General features: G+C 70.5%; 15 protein-coding genes. 5 read left to right on the top strand and 10 right to left on the bottom strand.

Going from position 1 to position 22,361, the window contains the following annotated elements; translation table 11 throughout:
- Positions 1-2: 2 nt before the first annotated feature.
- The 4 genes from LCG91_RS02370 to LCG91_RS02355 all read right to left on the bottom strand — a co-directional run bounded on the left by LCG91_RS02370 (position 3) and on the right by LCG91_RS02355 (position 6,986).
- Positions 3-2,171, bottom strand: coding sequence for an ATP-dependent Clp protease ATP-binding subunit (locus LCG91_RS02370; RefSeq protein ID WP_224442354.1), 2,169 nt, complete (start codon positions 2,169-2,171; stop codon positions 3-5).
- A 97-nt stretch (positions 2,172-2,268) separates the two neighbouring features.
- On the bottom strand, positions 2,269-3,663 hold the full coding sequence (locus LCG91_RS02365; RefSeq protein WP_224442353.1) for an MFS transporter: 1,395 nt from the start codon (positions 3,661-3,663) through the stop codon (positions 2,269-2,271).
- A gap of 123 nt (positions 3,664-3,786) precedes the next feature.
- The gene (tatA, locus tag LCG91_RS02360) at positions 3,787-4,080 is read right to left on the bottom strand and encodes a twin-arginine translocase TatA/TatE family subunit (protein WP_411955823.1); all 294 of its coding nucleotides are present in this window, start codon (positions 4,078-4,080) and stop codon (positions 3,787-3,789) included.
- A gap of 230 nt (positions 4,081-4,310) precedes the next feature.
- Entirely contained in the window at positions 4,311-6,986 is a 2,676-nt protein-coding gene (locus tag LCG91_RS02355) for a glycoside hydrolase family 2 protein (RefSeq protein ID WP_224442352.1), read from the bottom strand.
- Between the two features lie 271 nt (positions 6,987-7,257).
- On the opposite strand from LCG91_RS02355, the gene LCG91_RS02350 reads away from it, so the two are divergent.
- Both LCG91_RS02350 and LCG91_RS02345 read left to right on the top strand, forming a co-directional pair.
- Positions 7,258-7,656, top strand: a complete 399-nt coding sequence (locus LCG91_RS02350) for a hypothetical protein (RefSeq protein ID WP_058729630.1) — start codon at positions 7,258-7,260, stop codon at positions 7,654-7,656.
- Between the two features lie 115 nt (positions 7,657-7,771).
- Positions 7,772-8,602, top strand: a complete 831-nt coding sequence (locus LCG91_RS02345) for an aldo/keto reductase (protein WP_224442351.1) — start codon at positions 7,772-7,774, stop codon at positions 8,600-8,602.
- A 92-nt stretch (positions 8,603-8,694) separates the two neighbouring features.
- Here the strand turns inward: LCG91_RS02345 and LCG91_RS02340 are convergent, their stop codons facing one another.
- Positions 8,695-9,843, bottom strand: coding sequence for a class I SAM-dependent methyltransferase (locus LCG91_RS02340; protein ID WP_224442350.1), 1,149 nt, complete (start codon positions 9,841-9,843; stop codon positions 8,695-8,697).
- 141 nt (positions 9,844-9,984) lie between these two features.
- Here LCG91_RS02340 and LCG91_RS02335 point away from each other — a divergent pair, with 141 nt between their 5' ends.
- Positions 9,985-10,641, top strand: coding sequence for a GntR family transcriptional regulator (locus tag LCG91_RS02335; protein WP_224442349.1), 657 nt, complete (start codon positions 9,985-9,987; stop codon positions 10,639-10,641).
- Between the two features lie 259 nt (positions 10,642-10,900).
- Here the strand turns inward: LCG91_RS02335 and LCG91_RS02330 are convergent, their stop codons facing one another.
- The 5 genes from LCG91_RS02330 to dnaK form a co-directional block, all read right to left on the bottom strand.
- Entirely contained in the window at positions 10,901-12,853 is a 1,953-nt protein-coding gene (locus LCG91_RS02330) for a hypothetical protein (protein WP_058749942.1), read from the bottom strand.
- A gap of 83 nt (positions 12,854-12,936) precedes the next feature.
- Positions 12,937-13,347 carry a heat shock protein transcriptional repressor HspR gene (locus LCG91_RS02325; protein WP_224443193.1) on the bottom strand — a complete coding sequence of 137 codons (411 nt, stop codon included), beginning with the start codon at positions 13,345-13,347 and terminating at the stop codon, positions 12,937-12,939.
- Positions 13,348-13,469: 122 nt separating this feature from the next.
- A complete protein-coding gene (locus LCG91_RS02320; RefSeq protein ID WP_058729635.1) occupies positions 13,470-14,471 on the bottom strand; it encodes a DnaJ C-terminal domain-containing protein in 1,002 nt (333 codons plus the stop codon).
- Between the two features lie 24 nt (positions 14,472-14,495).
- Positions 14,496-15,167, bottom strand: coding sequence for a nucleotide exchange factor GrpE (locus tag LCG91_RS02315; protein ID WP_224442348.1), 672 nt, complete (start codon positions 15,165-15,167; stop codon positions 14,496-14,498).
- 2 nt (positions 15,168-15,169) lie between these two features.
- Positions 15,170-17,035, bottom strand: a complete 1,866-nt coding sequence (dnaK, locus tag LCG91_RS02310; protein WP_058729637.1) for a molecular chaperone DnaK — start codon at positions 17,033-17,035, stop codon at positions 15,170-15,172.
- Positions 17,036-17,492: 457 nt separating this feature from the next.
- On the opposite strand from dnaK, the gene LCG91_RS02305 reads away from it, so the two are divergent.
- Together LCG91_RS02305 and LCG91_RS02300 are read left to right on the top strand one after the other, a co-directional pair.
- Positions 17,493-19,964, top strand: coding sequence for a hypothetical protein (locus LCG91_RS02305; protein ID WP_224442347.1), 2,472 nt, complete (start codon positions 17,493-17,495; stop codon positions 19,962-19,964).
- A gap of 119 nt (positions 19,965-20,083) precedes the next feature.
- Complete coding sequence (locus tag LCG91_RS02300) at positions 20,084-22,318, top strand: Ig-like domain-containing protein (protein ID WP_224442346.1); 2,235 nt, start codon at positions 20,084-20,086, stop codon at positions 22,316-22,318.
- Positions 22,319-22,361 lie beyond the last annotated feature (43 nt).

Raw genomic sequence — 22,361 nt, 5'->3', positions numbered from 1 at the left:
GCCTACTCCTCGACGATCTCGGCCAGCTCGAAGGGCTCGACGACGAGCGTCTCGCCGTCGTCCGCGACGTCCACACGGACCGTGTCGCCGTCGCGGACGTCGCCGGCCAGGATGGCCCGCGCCAGCTGGTCGTCGATCTGCCGCTGCATGAGCCGGCGGAGCGGCCGCGCGCCGTACACCGGGTCGTACCCGCGCTCCGCGAGCCATCCACGGGCCGACGGTGTGACCGCGAGCTCGAGCCGACGGTCGGACAGGCGCCGGGCGAGCCGGTCGACGTAGAGCGACACGATCTGGCCGAGGTCCTCGTGCGTCAGCGCCTGGAACACGACGATGTCGTCGAGTCGGTTGACGAACTCGGGGCGGAACGACTGCTGGACGAGCTCACGGACGGCCTCCTCGCGCTGGGTGGCGCTGAGCGACGCGTCGGTCAGGAACTGCGAGCCGAGGTTCGACGTCAGGATCACGATGGTGTTCCGGAAGTCGACCGTGCGGCCCTGCCCGTCGGTCAGGCGCCCGTCGTCGAGCACCTGGAGCAGCACGTCGAAGACCTCGGGGTGCGCCTTCTCGATCTCGTCGAGCAGCACCACCGAGTACGGCCGACGCCGGACGGTCTCGGTGAGCTGCCCGCCGGCCTCGTACCCGACGTACCCGGGCGGGGCGCCGATGAGCCGCGCGACCGAGTGCTTCTCGCCGTACTCGCTCATGTCGATGCGGACGAGGGCCTTCTCGTCGTCGAACAGGAACTCCGCGAGCGCCTTGGCCAGCTCGGTCTTGCCGACCCCGGTGGGACCGAGGAACAGGAAGGAGCCGGTCGGTCGGTCCGGGTCGGAGATGCCCGCGCGGGTGCGACGGACGGCCTCGGACACGGTGCCGACGGCACTGCGCTGCCCGATGATCCGGCGGCCGAGCTCCGTCTCGAGGTGCAGGAGCTTCTCGGTCTCGCCCTGCAGCAGGCGACCCATCGGGATGCCCGTCCACTGCGCGATCACGGCGGCGATGTCCTCGTCGGTGACGCTGTCGTTCACCATGCGCTCAGCACTCTCGGCCTGCTCGGCGGCGGCGAGCTCGGCCTCGATGCGGGGCTTCTCGCCGTACTCGAGCCGCGAGACCGTCTCGTAGTCGGCCTCGCGCTGCGCCCGCTGACTGCGCATGTTCAGGTCGTCGAGCTGCTGCTTCAGCTCACCGATGCGGTTCAGGGTCGCGCGCTCGGCCTGCCAGCGCCGCTGCAGTTCGTCGAGGCGTTCCTGGCGTCCGGCGAGCTCGGCGCGAAGGGTCTCGAGCCGGGCCTTCGAGGCGTCGTCCTTCTCCTGCTTCAGCGCGAACTCCTCGACGCGCAGCCGGTCGACGGAGCGCTTGAGCTCGTCGATCTCGACCGGCGACGAGTCGATCTCCATGCGCAGGCGCGACGCCGCCTCGTCGATCAGGTCGATCGCCTTGTCCGGCAGCTGGCGGCCGGAGATGTACCGGTTCGACAGGCTCGCCGCTGCGACGAGCGCGGAGTCGTTGATCGTCACCTTGTGGTGCGCCTCGTAGCGCTCCTTGAGCCCGCGGAGGATCGCCACGGCGTCCTCGACGCTCGGCTCCCCGACGTAGACCTGCTGGAAGCGCCGCTCGAGGGCGGCGTCCTTCTCGATGTACTGGCGGTACTCGTCGAGCGTCGTCGCGCCGATGAGCCGGAGCTCGCCGCGGGCCAGCATCGGCTTGAGCATGTTCGACGCCGCCACCGAGCCCTCGCCACCGCCGGCGCCCATCAGGGTGTGCAGCTCGTCGATGAACGTGATGACCTGCCCGTCGGAGTCGTTGATCTCCTTGAGCACCGCCTTGAGCCGCTCCTCGAACTCGCCGCGGTACTTCGCGCCGGCGATGAGGGCGGAGATGTCGAGCGACACGAGCCGCTTGTCCTTGAGGGAGTCGGCGACGTCACCGGCGACGATGCGCTGCGCGAGCCCCTCGACGACGGCGGTCTTGCCGACGCCGGGCTCGCCGATGAGCACCGGGTTGTTCTTGGTGCGTCGCGTCAGCACCTGCGAGACGCGGCGGATCTCGGCGTCACGCCCGATGACCGGGTCGAGCTTGCCGCTCCGGGCGATCGCGGTGAGGTCGACGCCGTACTGCTCGAGGGCGGTCTTCTGCCGTTCCTGCGAGTCGGGGGCGCCCTGGAGGTTCGCCATGCGGTCCGTCCTTTCCGTTGCGGTGGTCGTGGGTGTCGTACTGCGCGCACGTCGCGTCCTGCTCGCGCGTCTCGTACTTGAGTCTACTTGGCTCAACTCACGTTCGCGTCGGGGCATTCCGGATCCCGACGGCGCTGACGAGCGCCCCCGCCAGGAGCAGGAACGCCATCACGGCCATCGCCCGGTGGAAGCCGACGACGCTCACCCCGCCACCGAGCACGACCCCGGCGAGCGCCACGACCACGAGACCGGCGACCCGGGCGACGGCGTTGTTGACCGCCGACCCCACGCCGGCCTCACGCTCCGGCACCGACCCGAGCACGGCGCTCGTCAGCGGGGCCACCATCGTCGCGATCCCCACGCCGACGAGCACCAACCCGGGCAGCACCGTCCACCAGTAGCCCGTCGGGTCGTCACCGGCGCCGAGCATCACGAGCGCCCCGGCCGCGGCGATCGCGGGACCTGCGGCCATGAACCACCGCGGGCCGTGGCGCCCGGCGAGCGCGCCGACCGTGGTGGACAGTGCGAGGAGCAGGATCGTCGGCGGCAGGCTCGCGACACCGGCGAGCCAGGCGGGGAACGACCAGACCTCCTGCAGGAAGAGCGTCACGACGAAACCGACCATCCCGAGCGCCCCGTAGATCGACAGGGTCGCGAGGTTCCCGACCGCGAAGTTCCGCGCCCGGAAGAGCTCGAGCGGCACGAGCGGCGCTCCCCCGGCCCTGGCGACCCGTCGTTCCCACGGCACGAACGCCACGAGCGCGGCTGCTCCGGCGACGAGCGCGACGACGACCACGGGGGCGCCCCACCCGAGTCGCTCCTGCTCGATGAGCCCGAGCACCACCCCGCCCACACCGACGACCGCCAGGACGGCGCCGACGACGTCGATCCGCGGTCGCTGCACCGGAGGCACGTCGCCCGTGATGCGCAGGACCAGCGGGATCGTGACCGCGATCGGCACCGCGGTCAGCACGAAGATCCACCGCCAGCCGATGCCGTCGACCACGAGCCCGCCGACGACCGGACCGACGATGACCGCGGCACTCGACCAAGCCGTCCAGGTGCCGATCGCCCTCGCCTGCGCAGCCCCGCGGTACGCGGCGACGATGAGCGCGAGCGAGCTCGGCGTGACGAGTGCGCCGCCGATGCCCTGCACCGCGCGCGCCACGACGAGCACCTCGCCCGACGGTGCGATCGCGCACGCGACCGAGGCCACCCCGAACACGACCAACCCCCACGTGACGATCCGCACCCGTCCGAACACGTCCGACAGCGAGCCGGCGACGAGGATGAGCGACCCGAGGGTCACGAGGTAGGCGTCGACGACCCACTGCTGCACGACCAGCCCGCCCCCGAGCTCGTGCCGGATCGCCGGGAGCGCGACGTTCACCACGCTCGAGTCGAGCCCGACGACGAAGGACGCCAGGATCGCCACGACGAGCACCACCCGGCGGTCGTCACGGAGCGGCGCGGTGGCGCGTTCGGCGGTCATGCCCCCATCGTGCTCTGCCCGTGGTCGCCCGGGAACGTGGAAGCCCCCGCGACCGACGGGTCGCGGGGGCTTCGCCGACAGGACGGGGCTGGGTGTCCTGGTCTGGTTCCCGGTGCGGGAGGTCTAGTTGCGAGGCTCCGTGGAGTGCGCGTTCGGCTGGACCGAGGGGCCCGGGTTCACGACGGGGCCAGCGGTGTCAGCCTGCGGCGCCGTGTACTGCGCCGGACCGGGCTGCGAGGCGTCCTGCACCGTGCCGTCCTTCGCCGGCTTCTTGTCGTCGCCCATCTCCTTCTTGAAGATGTTGATCGACTGCCCGAGGCCCTTGGCGAGCGCCGGGAGCTTGGTCGCACCGAACAGCAGGATGATGATCCCGAGGATGATCAGCAGGTGGACGCCACCGAGGTTTCCGAGCATCATGTCTCCTTGTCCTGGAACAGTTCGCCGTGTTGCGTGTCTCCGTCGACCCGCACGGCGGAAGTCCGTCGTCCCGCCATCGTAACCCGCCCCGACGACGAAGCACAGGCCGGGGACCGGACGGACACCGGACGCACAGGCAGCACCCCCGGAAGCCGCTGCGTCCCGGGGGTGCGCCGATCCGACCGAGGGTCAAGGCACGGCCGCGCTGTGCATACAGCACAACCAGTATGTCACATTTCACCCAGGAGCACGCGGTCGAGACTCCAGGTCACGGGCTCCCGATCGATCCGGGCGACCGCTGCCGCGTCGAGCCCCCGCAGCCGGAACCCCACCCGCTCCCCGGGCAGCAGGGTCATGAAGCCGCGGTCCACCGTGCCCGTCGGCGCGAGGCGGTCCGGCTGGAACAGCAGGTCGCGCACGAGTGAGTCCGCCTCGACGACCAGGTCGTGGCCGTCCCCGTCGGGTGCTGGCGTCACCGAGGTCCGGTACCGCGCCGGCTGCCAGCGCATCTCGCGGTCCGGCGACGGGGTCCACACCGCACGGTGCCAGTCCATGTCGGCGACGACCAACTCGTTCGTCGGGTCGTCGACGACGCCGACCGACTCCGGCAGCGCCACGACGGCGACCCCGGAGGCCGACAGCTGCACGGGCAGCGTGACCTCGGCGAGGATCGCCCCCGACAGCGCGATCCGCCGCACCCGGACGACGCTGTCCAGACCGGAGCGCGATGACCGGACGGCGACCTGGATCGGCGCGTGGCCGAAGGCCCCCGGCGAGACACCGAGCGAGAGCGTGTCCGCCAGCTCGGCCGTCTCACCGTCGTCGGTCGATCGGTCGGGGTGATCCGTGCCTCCCGGCCGGTCCTCGTCCGCTTCCGGACCGGCGGCCGGTGCACGGGCGGCGACCGGACGGATCGTCAGCAGCACGTCGTCGTACAGCCGGCGCAGCTCGTGCGCGAGCGGCTTCAGTCGCCCCGCGGAGTCGATCGCGGACCACGAGGACACCGGCCACAGGTCGTTGAGCTGCCAGACCACGACCCCGGTGTTCCGCGGCCAGTGCGTGCGCCAGTGCTCGACGCCCGTCGCGATCGCACGGGTCTGCTGCAGCTGCGTCAGGTAGTGCCAGCGGTCGAGCTCCTCCGGGTCCACGGCACCGAAGCGCGGCGCGATGCCCCGCGCGAGCTTCCCCATGCCGTCGTCGGCCTTCTGGTGGTGGACGACACCGGGCGAGTCGACGCGCATCGGCTCGTCGGCGACCGCGTCGCGCAACGTGCGCCAGGCGGGCGGGGCCTGCCAGCCGAACTCGGAGACGAACCGCGGCACGGAGTCGCGGTAGTGGTCGTCGGACAGCCGGTTCCAGACGTCCCACGAGTGGTGCGTCTCGTGGTCGACGTGGTTCGCCGGCAGGCTCTCCGAACCCGACCACGGCGAGGCGACCGTGTAGAAGCGCGACGGGTCGACCGCGTCCACGATCGTCGGCAGCAGGTCGAGGTAGTAGTCGAGCCCCCAGCCGCGGTCACCGAGTTCCTCGGCCCAGCCGTCGGCGTCGTGCAGCCAGATGTTCTCGTTGTTGCCGTTCCACACGACCAGCGACGGGTGTCCGGCGAGGCGGGCGACGTTGTCCCGGGCCTCGGCGATGACCTCGCTGCGGATCGGCTCGACCTCGGGGTAGGCGGAGCAGGCGAACGGGAAGTCCTGCCAGACGAGCAGGCCGAGCTCGTCGCACACCTCGTAGAAGTCGTGCGACTCGTACACGCCGCCACCCCAGACGCGCACGAGGTTCACGTGCAGGTCGGCCGCGGCGCGCAGCCGGTCCTCGATGCGCGCGCGGCCCACGCGGGACACGATGACGTCGTCCGGGATCCAGTTGACGCCCCGGACGTCGACCACGGTGCCGTTCACCACGACCGTGAAGGGCTTGCCGATCTCGTCCTCGGCGGTGTCGATGCGGGTCGACCGGAAGCCGGTGCGGCTCGTGCGGCGGTCGAGGACCTCGCCGTCGACCGTCTGCAGCTCGACCGTGACGTCGTACTGCACCTGCTCGCCGTACCCGCGCGGCCACCAGCGGCGGACGTCGGGCACGCGCACCGTGACGACCGTCTCGTCGCTCTGCGGGGTCAGCTGCGCACGGGAGCGCTGCCGGGTCGTGCCGCCGTCGACGGTCGGCCCGCTGACCGTCACGACGAGCACGAGGTCGTCGTCCTCGCCGTCCTGGTCGAGGTCGTTCATGCCCGATCGCTCGACCGTGATGTGTGCGTCGAGCACGCCCTCGCCGGCCTCGACGTCGACGAGCGGTCGGACCTCGGCGAGCCGTGCGGTGGACCAGCGCTCGATCGCGACCGGGCGCCACGGCCCGCTCGTGACCGCCGTCAGTCCCCAGTCCCAGCCGAAGTTCGACGCCATCTTGCGCACGTACGGGAACGGCTCGTCGTACGGTCCGGGCATCGACCCGGCACGGGCGGCGACCCGGCCGGCCTCGCGGTACGGCGACTCGAACAGCAGCTCGAGTTCGCGCTCGCCGGACGTCCCGGGCACGTCGTTGAGGTCGAAGCGGTAGCGGCGGTGCATGTTCCGGGTGGTTCCGATGACGACGCCGTCCAGGCTGAGCTCGGCGACCGTGTCGAGCCCTTCGCACACCAGGTCGACGCGCTCGAACCCGCGCGGGGCGACGTCGACGGTGCGGCGGTACGACCAGTCCGCGCGGCCGACCCAGGCGGCGGCGGTCTCGTTGCGGTCGTACCGCGGGTCGGCGACGATCCCCTCGCGCTCGAGGTCGGTGTGCACCTGCCCGGGGACGGTCGCCCTCATGGTGCGTCCCACGATGCCGTCCGGTGCGCCGACCGGCGGCTCGTCGCCCGCGATCGCCACGGTCCAGTCGTCGCGGAGTTCCTCGCGCTCGAGGGTCATGCGGGTCCTTTGCTGGGCGGACGGGTTCGGTGCGGACGAGCGGCGCGGGCGTCGGCAGGGACCGGCGTCCGGACGCCGGCTCGCGGTCGTGCCCGTGGCCGCGGACGGCCTGGAGGCGCGGCACCGGTTGCTCGGCATCGTCGCGTCCGCGCGCGCGGACGATCGCTCGCCGTGCGCGGGGTGCTCGGCGATGCTAGTACGCGGACCTTGCCACGCGCCTCCGCCCGGCGGCGGATCCGCGCTCGACCGTGGCGCATGGCAGGGTGGAGGCGTGATCACCGTCGACACCGCCAAGGCCCTCCGCGACGCCGGACTCCGCTGGCACCCCGCGACCGGGGACCGCTTCGTCATCGACAAGCCAGGCGTCGACGACGACGTGTACACCGTGTCCGAGATGACCGTCGAGCGGCACGACTACCCGTCCGGCACCGTGCTCGGCTTCAACGGCACGACGGAGTGGGCCCTCGACTCGGTGTCCGCGACCGAGGCCCTCTGGCTCCCGCGCGAGGACCAGCTGCGCGAGCTGCTCGGGCCGGCGTTCGTGTCGCTCGCGGCGGGGTACACCGTCACCGCGACGATCGGCGGCGAGCAGCGGGAGTTCACCGGCGCGGACGCCGCCGAGACCTACGGAGCGGCGCTGCTGGCGTACGTCACGGCCGCCCTGGCGTAGCGACCGGTACCAGCGGGACCGCCCTGCGATCCGCTTCGCGCACTCCGTACCCGCTGACCCGCCCGGCTGGACGTTGCCGGAATGCCGCCTGGGACACGTTTGGTTGCATGGCGACATGACCGTTCCGAACATCACCCTGAACGACGGCAAGACCATCCCGCAGCTCGGCTTCGGTGTCTTCCAGATCGACCCTTCGGACACGAAGGAGGCCACCCTCACCGCGCTCGAGGTCGGTTACCGCCACATCGACACCGCCGAGATGTACGGCAACGAGAAGGAGGTCGGCGAGGCAATCGAGGCGTCCGGCATCCCGCGCGAGGAGATCTTCGTCACCTCGAAGCTCAACAACGGGTTCCACGACCCCGAGACCGCGCTCGAGAACGGCAAGAAGTCGGCCGACCTGCTCGGCGGCTACACCGACCTGTTCCTCATCCACTGGCCGCTGCCCACCGTCTCGGACTTCGTCCCGACGTGGAAGGCGATGGAGGAGCTCTACCGCAGCGGCACCGCCCGCTCGATCGGCGTGAGCAACTTCCAGGCACACCACCTCAACCGCCTCGCCGCCGAGACCACGATCACCCCGGCCGTGAACCAGATCGAGGTGCACCCGTACCTCGTGCAGGAGGAGCTCCGCGCGTACGACCGCGAGCACGGCATCGCGACCGAGGCCTGGTCGCCGATCGCGCAGGGCCTCGTGCTCGACGACGAGACCATCACCCGCATCGCCGACGCCACGGGCAAGACCCCGGCGCAGGTCGTCCTCCGCTGGCACATCCAGCGCGGCGACATCGTGTTCCCGAAGTCGGTCACCCGCTCGCGCGTCGAGGAGAACTTCGCGATCTTCGACTTCGAGCTGTCCAACGACGACATGACCGCGATCACCTCGCTCGACAAGGGCCACCGCACCGGTCCGGACCCGGACACCTTCGACTACGTCCCGGCCTGACCGGCCCGGATCGCGTCCCGACGCGACCACCTGACGGACGGGAGGCCCGTGGCTGCGCAGCCACGGGCCTCCCGTCCGTCTGCCACCCGGTCTCAGGACGTGACGCGGGACGCGGTCACGGTGAAGCGGGACGTCCGCACCACCTGCCGCGTCGGACCGACGGTCCGCTCGAGGTCGGCGCGGTAGCGCAGGTGTCCGTTCCAGACGCACCAGAGCTCGCCGTCCTGCTGCAGGATGCGGGCCGCGTTCCGGAACATCGCGGCCGCCGCGTCGGTGCTGACGCTGGTGCCGTCGTGGAACGGCGGGTTGCAGAGCACGAGCTTCGCCGAGCCGCTGTCGAGCTCGTCCCCCGCGTCGGTCCGAGCGGTGACCACCCGGTCGCCGACGCCGTTGCGGTCGGCGGTCACGCGGGTCGACGCGACGGCGACGGTCGAGACGTCGGTCGCGACGACCCGGATCGACGGCCGACGGCGCGCGAGCACGGTCGCGATGGTGCCGTTGCCGCACCCGAGGTCGACCGCCTGGCGTGCCGACGGGACCGCGTCGTCGACCACGTCGAGGAGCACCCGCGTGCCGAGGTCGAGCGACGTCCCGGCGAAGACGCCGCCGTGCGCTGCGATCGTGATGCCGAGCTCGTCGTTGTGCACGGTGCGCGGCCAGGGCGCGGTCACGTCAGCACGGGCGGCAGCGGCGTGCAGCGGGTCCTGCGCGATGAGCAGCCGCGACTTGGCGCGGCCGCGTGACGCGGTGACCTCGCCGAAGTACCGGCGCAGGACGTCGTTCTGCGACAGGGTCATGTGCTTCACGCGACCGCCGCAGACCACGACGACGTCCGGAGCGGCCCACCGGGCAATCGCTCGCGCGACCTCGTCGAGCCGGTCGTTCGACTTCGGCAGCCGGAGGAGCACGAGCCGCACGTCGCGGAAGGCGTCCTCGAGGGTCGCCGGGTGGTGGAAGCCCCGCCGACCGAAGGTGCCGGCGTTCGCGGTCAGGGCACGCTCCCCCACCAGGGAGTCCTGCACCACGCGGATGTCGCTCGAGCCGTGCAGCGCGAGGAGCCCGAGCGTCAGGACGCCGTACCGGTCGTCGACCACGGCGACCTCACCCGGCTGTCGGAGCGCGTCACCGTGCAGGAACGGCGCCTCGTCGAGCATGAAGCGGTCCGTGCCGTCGATCGCGACGATGTCCGGCTGGTCACCGTCGGAGCGGCGCCGGAAGTGGTCTGCGAAGTCGAACGGCACCGGCCAAGGCTACCCACCTCGCCCTCCGGGGACGTCGCGACCGGACAAGCCGGGTATATCACCGGTCTGCTCTGGTATCCCGGGGCCCTACAGTCGGATGCACCGCCCGGTCGGGGTGGGACGACGATGCGAGAGGGGCCGATGTTCGCTTCGCCAGACGCCGGGGTGCGGCCCCGGCTCCGAGACCAGGCCAGGGAGCGGCTCCGCGCCGAGATCATGGGTGGGGTGCTCGCCCCGGGCACCTTGCTCGACGACGACGAGCTCGCGGAACGCCTGCGGTGCTCCCGCACCCCGGTCCGCGAAGCACTCTCCGACCTCGGACACCTCGGGCTCGTCGAGTTCCGCCCGAACCGCTACACCCGCGTGACCGTCCCCCGACGCGAGGAACTGGTGCCGACCCTGCAGGCGCTCGGGCAGCTGTTCGGCGGTGTCGTCCGGACGACGATCCCCGAGTTCGACGATCGCCGACGAGCCCTGCTCTTCCGCCGGCTCGGGCTCCTGCTCGACTGCATGGCGGAGACCCGCTGGGAGTGGGGCGCCGACGCCGTGACGCCGGTGTACCGATCGTTCGTCGCGGAGTGCGACAACCCGTTGCTCGCGGCGACGCTGAGCGGTGCCCTCGACGGCCTGACCTACCGGCTGCGCCACGACGACGTCCGGACCGCACTGCCGTGGGAGCACATCCGCAACGGCCTCGTGGCCCTGCGCATCGCGGTGGACAGCCGCGACGGGCGCCTGGCGGAGCGGGCGTCGTGCCGGATCCACCTGCTGCCGGACCCGGACCGGAAGGGCCGCTGAGGTGTGCGCCGACTGCGTGCGTGCGGCGATCGAGCACGTGCGCGCCGCACGCCCCGAGCACCGTCGTCCGATCGACCCGGAGCTCGAGCTGCGCAGCGGACCGCAGTGCGCGAGCATGACCGCACGTGCTGCGGAGCGCCGCGGATCCCCCGCGCTCTGACCCCCCTCCGAGGACGCCGCCAGCACGGGTACGGCCGTCGACGGGGACGAGCCCACGGACCTCGTCGGACCGCGGGCTCGTCCCGGCATCGGCGTCCGGTCAGCTGCCGGAGAGCGACACCGTCGACCTCGTGGTGTTCGCACCCCGCCCGGTGGCGGTCGCCTCGATCACCTGGTCCCGGATCGGCAGCGCCGGCGTCGACACCGCCCAGCGACCGTCCGTCCCCGCGGTCACCGACCCGAGGTCACTGCCGGCGACACCCTGCTCAGCAAGCCGCACCACCGCGCCGGGGGCGGCCATCCCGCTGATCCGGACCTCCGGGAACACCGGCGAGATGATGAACCCGTTCCCCGGCGAGGTGATCCGGACCGCCTGCCCGTAGTCGACAGGGACGTCGATCACCTGTGGCGGCTGCCCGGCCACGGTCTGCGTCGCCTTCAGTGACCACACCCCGCCGCGGTCCGGCGCCGTCAGCCGCACCGACCACGTCCCGTCCGGGGCCACGGTGGCCGAGCCGACCTCCGTGACGCCGTCCCGGAGCACGACGTGCGCGCCGGGGACTCCGTGACCTGACACCGTGGCTCGCTCCGTGACGTCGTCGGCGAACGACGGGGAACCGTCGAACGTCGGTGCGTCGACGGGTACCTCCACCGATGTGCGTCCGACCGAGGCCTGACCGGCGAACGCCTCGACCTCGACCTGGTTCACCCCGGTCGTCAACCCGTCGACGTCGCACGTCCAGGTCCCGCCGGACGGCTGGACCGTCCGGCTCGTGGCCGTGCCGTCGCGGTCCCAGGTCAGGGTGACGCGCGTCGCGAGGCCGGGGGCGGTCCCCGCGATCGTGGCGGTCCGCGTGGCAGCGTCGACTCGATCGACCCGCGCGGTGAGCGGCTGGTCCGCCACGGTCGTGTCCGTCGTGGCGGTCGTGTCGAACGTGCCTCCGGTGAACGACCCGGACAGGCGCCCGGTCATGGTCCCGCTGGTCGAGCCGACGTCGACCGGGGTCTCGACCCGGAGCCCGAAGCGGAACTTCTGGTCCTTCGCCACGTCCCAGTTCCGCTGGCCGAGGTCGAACGAGTACGTGTGCCCGTCGCTCGAGCGCGACCCGTGCACCAGGCTGTTGCCTCCGAAGGAGTACCACGACGAACCGGAGCGGTACTCCCCGCGCTGACTGTCCTGACCCGGCGCGAACGTCGTCCCCGCCGGGGCGGTGAACTCGATGCGACCCGACGGCGTCGTGAACGCACGCTTCGGGGTGTAGGTGCTGTACACGGTCGTCGTCTTCCCGCGCTCGAGCGTCGCCGATCCGCGGTCGCCCGTGATCTGATCGGGCTGGACGGGGTCGACGATCGTCACGGACACGGTCTTCTGGTCCTTGTAGGAGCCGTCGACGTACTGCTGGAACGTCCGGCTGTTCCCACCGACGGACAGCCCGGTCAGGCGGTACGACCAGTTCCCGGACTGGTCCGCGGTCGCCACCGGGGAGCCACTGATGCGGATCGACGCCCCGGGTGTCGCCGTCCCGGTCACGCGTGCTGTCCGAGCAGCATCGTCCTTGCTCGCTACCGACGCGGTCAACGCGCGCGGTGCGTACGGGCGAGTCACCTGTCCGAGGTCGACGCGTGCGTTCGGGCTGTACCACCAGGCGATCCAGTCCCTCGCCACGGAGAAGAGGTAGCCGACGTGTCGCGTCTCGCCCTCCCTCCAGGAACTGGGCCAGCTGATGCGGTAGCCGTTGCGGGTGTTGATCACCGGGCTGTGCGATGCATCACTTCCCGAGGCGATCGCCGACCTGCACTCGTACAGCCCGACACCCGAGCAGTTCGGTGTCCCGAAGACGACGTAGCCGTCGGCGTCCGTCTCGACCCGGACGTCCCGGGGCGTCCCGGGGAACGCGAGCTGGCGCGTCTGCGCGTCGTCCCCGACCTGGCGGAGGGTTGCCCCGCCGTCGCCCTGCTCAGCCGCAGACGCTCGGGGTGGAGGTCCGATCAGCAGGGCACTGAACACGAGGGCCGCGGCCGCAGCCGCGAGGACAGGGGATCGGGAGCGCATGGCATCCTCCTTCGATCGTCGTGCGACTCGGACGAGTCGAACTCAACCTAGGGAAGATCGATGCGTTCGGTATGTGGAATATATCAGCGCTTGGGGCGGTACAGCACGACCGCGGTGTTCCGCTGCGGTCGCATCCCCGCGCGCAGCGACACCGCGGCGCCCGTGGTCGTCGCCGCGAACACCCGCGCTCCCGGTCGGCTGATCAGCTGGTCGGCCAACGCACGCTCGAGTTCGCGCACACGCTCGCGCAGCGCCCGGTTCTCGTTCTCGAGCTCGAGCACCCGGCGGATGCCCTCGAGCGACACGCCTTCACTCCCGAGCCGCGCGATCTCGCGCAGCTGCGCGACGTCGCGCATCGAGTAGCGGCGGGAACCGCCGCGGGTGCGGCCCGGCACGACCAGACCGAGCCGGTCGTACTGCCGCAGCGTCTGCGGGTGCATCTCGGCGAGTTCGGCCGCCACCGCGATCGCGAAGACGGGCGACTCCTCGTCCATGTCGGTCATGTCACGTCCCTTCCGTCGTCCGCTCGTCCTGGAACAGTCTGGAGGCCCGGCGCGGCTTCCTGACGGAGCCGCACCGGGCCTCCAGGCCGGTTGTGGTGCTGGTGCTGGTGCAGCTAGCCGCGCGCCTTCGCGAGCAGGTCCTCGCGGGGGTCCTCGTCGGGCAGGGCGGCGCGGAGCGCCTCGACGGCCTCGCGCTGCTTGTCCGACAGGTGCGACGGCACCGCGACCTGGACGGTCGCGAGCAGGTCGCCCGTGCCGTTCTTCGTCGTGACACCACGGCCCTTGACGCGCAGGACGCGACCGGACGGGGTGCCCGGCGCGACCTTGAGCTTGACGGGCTCGCCGCCGAGGGTGGGGACCTGGATCGTCGCGCCGAGCGCTGCCTCGACGAACGTCACGGGGACGTCCACGCGGAGGTGCTGCCCGTCGCGCTCGAACACCGGGTGCTTGCGGACGCTGACGGTGACCACCAGGTCACCGGCCTCGCCGCCGTCCGGGCTCGGCTCCCCACGGCCACGCAGGCGGATCTTCTGCCCGTCGGCGACGCCCGCGGGGATGCGGACGTTCACCGGACGGCCGTTGCCCTGCGACAACTTGACGGTGTCACCGGCGATCGCGGTGGTGAAGTCGAGGGTCGTCGACGCCGTGACGTCGCGGCCCTTCGTCGGTCCACCGAACCCGCGGAAGCCGCCGGACGACTGGCCGAAGCCCTGGCCGCCGCCGAACATCCCACCGAGGATGTCCTCGAAGCCGCCGGCACCGCCGCGTCCGCCCTGGCCGAAGCGGACACGTTGTCCGCCCTGCTGGCCGAACATCCCACCGAAGACGTCCTCGAACCCGCCGCCCTGGCCCGGGCCGCCCGCGGTGAAGCGGGCGCCCGAGCCCATCGCGCGGACCTGGTCGTACTCGGCGCGCTGCTCCTTGTCCGAGAGCACCGAGTACGCCTCGCTGATCTCCTTGAAGCGGGCCTCGGCGGCGGCGTCACCCGGGTTGGAGTCCGGGTGGAACTGCCGCGCGAGCTTCCGGTAGGTCTTCTTCAGCTCAGCGTCGCTCGCCGTCTTGTCGACGCCGAGGACCTTGTAGAAGTCCTTGTCGAACCAGTCCTGACTGGCCATGAATCCCTACCTCCTTCCCGTGCCTCAGGCGGGGACCGCGACGGCGACCTTGGCCGCGCGGATGACGCGCTCGCCGAGCTTGTAGCCCGGCTCGACGACGTCCGCCACGGTCTGGCCGGTCGCGCCCGGCGTCGGGAGCTGCACGATCGCCTCGTGCACGTTCGGGTCGAAGGGCTCGCCCTTCTCGCCGATCTGCTCCAGCTTGAACTTGCCGAAGCCACCGCGGATCTTCTGCGCGATGACCTGCATCGGGCCCTCGGCGAGGTCCCCGTGCGCCTCGGCGCGGCTGAGGTCGTCGAGTGCGGGCAGCAGGGCCCGGACGACCTCGGCGATGACGGCGTCGCGGTTGGCCTCGCGGTCGCGCTCGACGCGCTTCCGGAAGTTCACCAGCTCGGCCTGCGCGCGGAGCATGTCGGCACGCATGTCGGCGACGAGGTCGCGGTCGGCCTGGCTCAGCTTGTCCTCTTCGATGCCGCGGGCGGCGTCGTCGAGCAGGGCCTGGTCCTCCGGGGAGAGGTCGCTGGCCTCGTCGGCGCCCGCCTGGTCAGCGCTCGGGCCGGCGGCGGGGCCGTCCGTGGGGAGCTCCACGTCCGGCCCCTCCGCCTCGATGAGGTCCTCGGGCTCCTGTGCGTTGGTGGCGTCGCCCTCGACCTGGGGGTCGCCCTCGTTCGGCACGTTGTCCTTGGGGTCCGTCATCGTTACTTCTTGTCCTTGTCGTCCTCGTCGTCCACGACCTCGGCGTCGACGATGTCCTCGTCGTCCGCCTGCTGGCCCTGGTCGCCGGTCGACTGCTCGCCACCGGCCGCCGGGGCATCCTGCTGGGCGTAGATCGCCTGACCGAGCTTGCCCTGCGACTCGTTGAGCTTGTCGAACGCGGTCTTCACGGCCTCGTCGTCGTCACCCGCGAGGGCCGACTTGAGCGAGTCGACGTCCGCCTGCACCTCGGACTTGACGTCCGCGGGGAGCTTCTCGTCGTTCTCCTTGATGAGCTTCTCGATCGAGTAGACGAGCTGCTCGGCCTGGTTGCGACGCTCGTTCGCCTCACGACGGGCCTTGTCCTCCGCCGCGTGCTCCTCGGCCTCGCGGACCATGCGCTCGATGTCCTCCTTCGGCAGCGACGAGCCGCCGGAGATGACCATCGACTGCTCCTTGCCGGTGCCCTTGTCCTTCGCGGACACGTGCACGATGCCGTTCGCGTCGATGTCGAACGTGACCTCGACCTGCGGGACGCCACGAGGAGCCGGAGCGATGCCGGTGAGCTCGAAGGTGCCGAGCGGCTTGTTGTCGCGGGTGAACTCGCGCTCGCCCTGGAAGACCTGGATCGCGACCGACGGCTGGTTGTCGTCGGCGGTGGTGAAGGTCTCGCTCCGCTTGGTCGGGATCGCGGTGTTGCGGTCGATGAGCTTCGTCATCAGGCCGCCCTTGGTCTCGATGCCGAGGGACAGCGGCGTGACGTCGATGAGCAGGACGTCCTTGCGCTCGCCCTTCAGGACACCGGCCTGCAGCGCGGCGCCGACGGCGACGACCTCGTCCGGGTTGACGCCCTGGTTCGGCTGCTTGCCGCCGGTCAGGCTCTTGACGACCTCGGCCACGGCGGGCATGCGGGTCGAACCGCCGACGAGCACCACGTGCGCGATGTCGTTGACCGACACACCCGCCTCCTTGATGACGTCGTTGAACGGCTTCTTCGTGCGGTCGAGCAGGTCGGAGGTCATCTGCTCGAACTGCGCGCGCGAGATGGTCTCGTCGAGGTTGAGCGGGCCCTCGCTCGTGAGCGTGAGGTAGGGCAGCTGGATGTTGGCGCTGAGCTGGCTCGACAGCTCCTTCTTCGCCTGCTCCGCGGCCTCCTTGAGGCGCTGCTTCGCGATCTTGTCGGTCGAGAGGTCGACGCCGTGGTCGGCCTTGAACTTCTTGATCAGGTGGTCGACGATGCGCTGGTCCCAGTCGTCGCCGCCCAGGCGGTTGTCGCCGGCAGTCGCGCGGACCTGGATCGTGGAGAAGTCATCGTCCTTGCCCACCTCGAGCAGGGAGACGTCGAACGTGCCGCCACCGAGGTCGAAGACCAGGATGAGCTCGTCCTCCTTGCCCTTGTCGAGGCCGTAGGCCAGGGCGGCCGCGGTCGGCTCGTTGATGATGCGGAGGACGTTGAGGCCGGCGATCTCACCGGCGTCCTTCGTGGCCTGGCGCTCGGCGTCGTTGAAGTACGCCGGGACGGTGATGACCGCGTCGGTGACGTCCTCGCCGAGGTACTGCTCGGCGTCGCGCTTGAGCTTGCCGAGGGTACGGGCCGAGATCTCCTGCGGGGTGTAGCTCTTGCCGTCGATGTCGACCTTCCAGTCGGTACCGATGTGGCGCTTGACGCTCGCGATGGTGCGGTCGACGTTCGTCACCGCCTGACGCTTCGCGGTCTCGCCGACCAGGACCTCGCCGTCCTTCGTGAAGGCGACGATCGACGGGGTGGTCCGGAGGCCCTCGGCGTTCGCGATGACGGTGGGCTCGCCACCCTCGAGAACGCTGACGACCGAGTTCGTGGTGCCGAGGTCGATGCCTACTGCACGTCCCATGTGTTGGTGCTCCTTCGGTTGGGGTGCTGTCTTGCTGAAGCCTACGCGGAGTTGCGTCCGCTGCACTCAAGTTTACTCAGGGACCGGCGGGAGTCAAGCGCACAGGGGGGAAGTTGCGTCGAGGTGGCGCAAGTCGCCGTAGTCATCGCACTCGGCGGGTTTCCAGCATGTGCATGTGATATTTATTACTCCTTGTGTGAGACGCCGCTGCTCCCAGCGGCCCGATCCCGAAAGACACCTCATTCACATGAAGTCATTCCTTCGAGCTGCGGCCGCGACCGGCGTCGCCGCAGCCACCCTCGCCGCGGGGCTGAGCTTCGGCCCGGTCGCGACTGCGTCCTCCGCGGGCGTCGGCGATTCGACAACACCCGGTGGAGCCGCTGAGCAGTCGCAGAGTGAGCGGGAAGCGTCCACCTCACGCGCGTCGACGAACGCCACCTGGACGGGCTTCCCGAGCGTGACCGGCCTCCGGGTCAAGTCGACTACCACCTCGGGCGCGACCTTCGAGTTCAACTACCCCGCAGCCAACCCGAAGTGCAACGGCTACTCGTCCACCTGGTACTCGTTCGAGTACGGCATGGGTTTCGATCCAGACATCTACACGTATTCACACCGAGACGCGGTCGACGCGAACAGTGCCGGGTACATTGCGCCGACGATCTCGTGGCCGAGTGACTGGCCGGAAGGCGCAACCAAGTCGATCAGTGTGCGCGCCTACTCCTGGTGGTCCGGATCCAACGTTGCGTCTTGCAACGGCCAGGAGAACGGAGGTCTCGGCCCGGTCTCCCGGATCTCGGTGACACGTCCACGGACGTTCGCGGCGTCGTCGGCGTACGACAAGGCGGATGACTCGTTCACGATCTCGGGGCGCACGGTGGCGTCTTCGTCGCAGATCCAGGTCAGCGCGGACAACGGGAACACGTGGGAGACGGTCGGGAACGCCTCGAGCTACAAGTACGAGTTCAAGCTCGACCGGAAGTACACCAGTGGCACGTCGATCCGTCTGCGCGAGGGCAGCTCCGGGACCGGCTCCCCGGTCACCCTTCACTCGGCTGCCCTGACCGACGTCTCGGTCAGGAGGGACGGCCCGAAGCGGACGCTGACCGCGAAGGCGACCGCGAACGGCGAGGTGCACGTATCGAAGTCCGACGTCGCCGCGGATGACTACCAGGTGATCAAGGCCGGTGCCGACGGGTGGATCCGCGGCGCCGAGCTCGACAAGGTCCCCGGGACGGCGAACACCGCGACGATGTGGATCGGCGACAAGGGTGTGCGGACCGAGGTGAACCTGCCGCTGACCCTCGGCGCGAACGCGATCGATGTGAACGTCGAGAAGGGGACAGCGAACCTCGAGGGCTTCGTCCCCGAGGGCACCAACCTCCTCCAGGTCGAGTGGGGTTCCAAGACGAAGACGGTCACCGAGTTCACCGACGGGATGTTCCAGCAGGCACTCGACGACCTTGCGCTCGGCTCGAACCCGGTCAAGATCACCGCGCTCAAGGGCGCCACACAGCTCGGGACGTTCTCGCTCGACGTCGACCTGAAGGTCGAGGACGTCACCGCCAAGGCCACGTTCGACAAGGAGAACGTGGAGCGGACCGTCGAGCTGCGCGGAACCGCCACGCCCGGCGCGAAGATCGAGGTTCGTCGCGGCATGAATGTCGAGGCGACCGAGACCGTCGGCGCGGACGGTTCCTGGAGCGGAACGGTGAACCCGCCGAACATGACGGGCGTCGACACGCTCGACGTCGTCCAGGTGATCCGCGGCCAGGACAACGGCGCGATGGAGCTGCCGGTCAATTACGGCATCGGCACGACCATCACCTCGCCCGCCGACGACTTCGTCCTCCAACCCGGCAACGACCTGGTGCTCAAGGGCGTCTCCCAGCAAAATTCCCTGCTGCGCGTCTTCGAGAAGGACAACAAGGGGACCATCCTCGGCTCGACGACGGCGGACCCCGACGACGGTGGGTGGGCCATCCCGGTGCGCGGCCTCGAAGACCGCGAGTACGAGCTGGTCGTCGCGACGACCAGCATCGGCTACAACCTCACCACCACCGAGATCACGATCAACCCCGGCAAGAGTGTGGAGCTCGACCCGGCGACTGTGACCACGGAGTCCGTGAAGCCGGGTACGACGAACACCATCGAAGGCTCTGCGACGCCGGGCTCGTCCCTACGGATCCAGAACAAGTGGGGCACCGACCTGCTCGGTGAGGACGTACCCGTCGACAACAACGGCCGGTGGTCCTTCGATCGCGTGATCTCCGCCTCGGCGACGAACTTCGCGTTCAAGATCGTGCAGACCAAGGGCAGCCTCACCACCACCAGCGAGCTGTTCACGGTCACCGCTGACGACCCGGCAGCCAGCCTGGTCGACCCGACCGTGACGGCACCGACCGAGGTCGCCCTCGGCGTGAACAACACCTTCACCGGCACGGCCACCCCCGGCGCCTCCCTGAAGATCGTCAACGCCTCCGGCACCGACCTGCTCGGCCACCCGGTCACCGTCAACGGGAACGGCGACTGGACCTTCGACCGCGTCGTGTCCTGGAACGCCAAGAACTTCACGTTCTTCATCGAGCAGACCAAGAACGGCGCCACCAAGAAGACCGGCCCCTACGTCATCAACCCGGCCGACCCGGCAGCCAGCCTGGTCGACCCGACCGTGACGGCACCGACCGAGGTCGCCCTCGGCGTGAACAACACCTTCACCGGCACGGCCACCCCCGGCGCCTCCCTGAAGATCGTCAACGCCTCCGGCACCGACCTGCTCGGCCACCCGGTCACCGTCAACGGGAACGGCGACTGGACCTTCGACCGCGTCGTGTCCTGGAACGCCAAGAACTTCACGTTCTTCATCGAGCAGACCAAGAACGGCGCCACCAAGAAGACCGGCCCCTACGTCATCAACCCGGTCTCCAGCTGACACCGACATCCCACCGACCGAGTGCCCCTCCCTCCGGAGGGGCACTCGTGGTATATCGCTCGCTGCATTCAACATCTTCATCGTTAGCATGGCGGACATCCACCAGAACGGAGTCTTCCATGCGATTTCCCTCCTCGATCGTCGCGGTGAGCGCGGCGGTCGTCCTCGGCGTGGGCGCAGTACCCGCCCACGCCGACACCGCGCCGCGGGCCGTCGATCTCGATCTCGGAACCGCCGTGCTCCAGCGCGGTGACACCGGCGCTGTCGACATCGGGTTCAGCGAAATCGGCGGGCGTCCCGGAAGCGTCGAAGGCGAAGTCACGGTCACGGCCCCCGCAGGGACGAAGATCCCTGCGTCGGACAACGATGCGGTCGGACAGTACCGCAATCCCGGGTGGCCGGCCTGGCTCGCGACGAGCTCGCTGCGGCTGACCGACGCGCGCGTCAACGCATCCCGAACCCAGGCCACGTACCGGCTCCAGGCGCCGGCCGACTTCAACACGAACGTCCAGCTGCGGTTCGCGATCCCCGTCGAGGTCATGCCGACCGCGCCCCTTGACAGTCACCTGTCGTACACGGCGACCGGGACGCGAGCCGGCGGTCCGACCGGGTCCTGGAGTGTGAACGGTTCGACGCCGACCACCGTCGCGGCCGGGCTCGAGGGTACCGGCGGCTCGACGACGACCCTCCAGCGAGGCACGCCCACACCTGTCCCTGTCCGCGCCACGACCACGACGCGGTTCGGGGCCGTCGACGGAAGCGTCGTGGTCACTGCCCCCGCCGGCACCGTGTTCGCGCCGGACCAGACCACTGTCTCGGGCTGGTACGAGGAGACGGGGGGCGCTCGGCACGAGGACGGTGTGCTGCTGACCGGCGGTGAGCCGCTCGAGGGAGGCAAGCGGTACCGATGGAAGTGGCGCAGCGGAAGCACCTGGACGGTCGGCCCGGCCACCCGGCTCGGCTGGGACGTCGCGGTGCAGACTCCGCCCGATGCTCCGGCCAGCCCGGGGCGGCTCACGGCCATGTTGAGCGGAAGCACGGCGCAGGGCCCATTCTCGGCCGAGGCGACCACGCCGACGACCGTTCCCGTCAACGATGAGGTGCTCGTCGGAGCCGATGCGTCGCCGGTGTCCCTCGAACGCGGCGCGACGACGCCGGTCGAGAGCCGCCTCAGGACCACCGTCACCACGTCGAGCCCACTCGCGGGCTCGAACGCGCAGTTCACCGCGCCGGTCGGGACCACCATCGCAGACGACGCGGCCATCCGCGGCGCGTACCGGCTACCAGGCTCCGAGCAGTGGACGGCGTTCGACCGCGACCAACTCGTCGACGGGGCCTTGACCGACGATCGAACCGCCGTCACGTACCGGTGGGACACCACCGGGTGGAACCTCCCGGCAGGTACCCTCCTGCGGTTCGCTGTTCCTGTCGCGACTCCCGGTGACGCCCCGGCCGGTGACGGCGCGCTCACGATGACGGTGACCGGCAGCACGCCGGCGGGAACCTTCGCGGCGTCGTCGAGCACCTCGGTGCAGATCCCGGAGGCACCCGTGCTCGCTCCGGTCGATCTGCACAACGAACGAGTCGTGGCGGGATGGGACAACGTGCTGCGCGGGGACGCCGAGCCGAACGCGACGCTTCGGATCACCGATCGGTTCGGCGCGGAGCTCGCGTCGGTCACGGTCGACCCGAACGGCTCCTGGACCGCAGTGCTCCCGGTCGCCGTGAACGCCTCCGAACTCCGCCTCGGGTTGGAGCAGACACTCGGGGACACGACCGAGCCCGGCGGAGCGGTCACGCTGCCGTCGGTCGCACCGCCGAGCGTGGCCTCGTCGACCACGACCATGGTGCCCGGCCTGCTCAACCGCTTCGAGGGGACCGGCCCGGCGGGCGCCCGGTACCGCGTGGTGAACCGCTGGGGTACCGACCTCGTCCCGGGCACATCGGACATCCCAGCGGCCGGTTCGTGGCAGTTCGACCGAACCGTCTCGAACGGCGCGGTCTCCTTCGCCTTCCGACTGCAACTCGCGATCGACGGGTGGGAGGCGCGCACGCCGGACTTCTCGGCCTCCGCAGCATCGCTCGTGCCGGCGACCGTCACCACGAAGACGGTCGTTCCCGGCACGGAGAACCGCTTCGAGGGCACCGGTACGGCCGCCGCCACCTACCGGGTCGTGAACGACTGGGGAACGGAGCTCGTGCCGGGTGAACGCACGATCGGTGACGACCGACACTGGGAGTTCCGACGGGTGGTCGACCACCGTGCCCGAGACTTCCGGTTCCGCATCGAGCAGAGGCGCGGCAGCCAGGTCCTGCTCTCCGACCTGTTCGTGCTCCCGGCGGCGGAACGGTAGCGCGCAGCCGAGTGACGAACGGACGGCGGGGCGGCCTCGGGTC

It is taken from the genome of Curtobacterium sp. TXMA1, from assembly GCF_020162095.1.
Taxonomy (GTDB): Bacteria; Actinomycetota; Actinomycetes; order Actinomycetales; family Microbacteriaceae; genus Curtobacterium.
Note: the sequence above shows the minus strand (reverse complement) of the source record. Positions and strands in the feature narration are given on the sequence as shown.

Excerpts from the sequence above, each read along its gene's own strand:
- LCG91_RS02370 (WP_224442354.1), bottom strand. The coding sequence starts at position 2,171 with ATGGCGAACCTCCAGGGCGCCCCCGACTCGCAGGAACGGCAGAAGACC.
- LCG91_RS02365 (WP_224442353.1), bottom strand. The coding sequence starts at position 3,663 with ATGACCGCCGAACGCGCCACCGCGCCGCTCCGTGACGACCGCCGGGTG.
- tatA (WP_411955823.1), bottom strand. The coding sequence starts at position 4,080 with ATGATGCTCGGAAACCTCGGTGGCGTCCACCTGCTGATCATCCTCGGG.
- LCG91_RS02355 (WP_224442352.1), bottom strand. The coding sequence starts at position 6,986 with ATGACCCTCGAGCGCGAGGAACTCCGCGACGACTGGACCGTGGCGATC.
- LCG91_RS02345 (WP_224442351.1), top strand. The coding sequence starts at position 7,772 with ATGACCGTTCCGAACATCACCCTGAACGACGGCAAGACCATCCCGCAG.
- LCG91_RS02335 (WP_224442349.1), top strand. The coding sequence starts at position 9,985 with ATGTTCGCTTCGCCAGACGCCGGGGTGCGGCCCCGGCTCCGAGACCAG.
- LCG91_RS02330 (WP_058749942.1), bottom strand. The coding sequence starts at position 12,853 with ATGCGCTCCCGATCCCCTGTCCTCGCGGCTGCGGCCGCGGCCCTCGTG.
- LCG91_RS02325 (WP_224443193.1), bottom strand. The coding sequence starts at position 13,347 with ATGGACGAGGAGTCGCCCGTCTTCGCGATCGCGGTGGCGGCCGAACTC.
- LCG91_RS02320 (WP_058729635.1), bottom strand. The coding sequence starts at position 14,471 with ATGGCCAGTCAGGACTGGTTCGACAAGGACTTCTACAAGGTCCTCGGC.
- LCG91_RS02315 (WP_224442348.1), bottom strand. The coding sequence starts at position 15,167 with ATGACGGACCCCAAGGACAACGTGCCGAACGAGGGCGACCCCCAGGTC.
- dnaK (WP_058729637.1), bottom strand. The coding sequence starts at position 17,035 with ATGGGACGTGCAGTAGGCATCGACCTCGGCACCACGAACTCGGTCGTC.
- LCG91_RS02300 (WP_224442346.1), top strand. The coding sequence starts at position 20,084 with ATGCGATTTCCCTCCTCGATCGTCGCGGTGAGCGCGGCGGTCGTCCTC.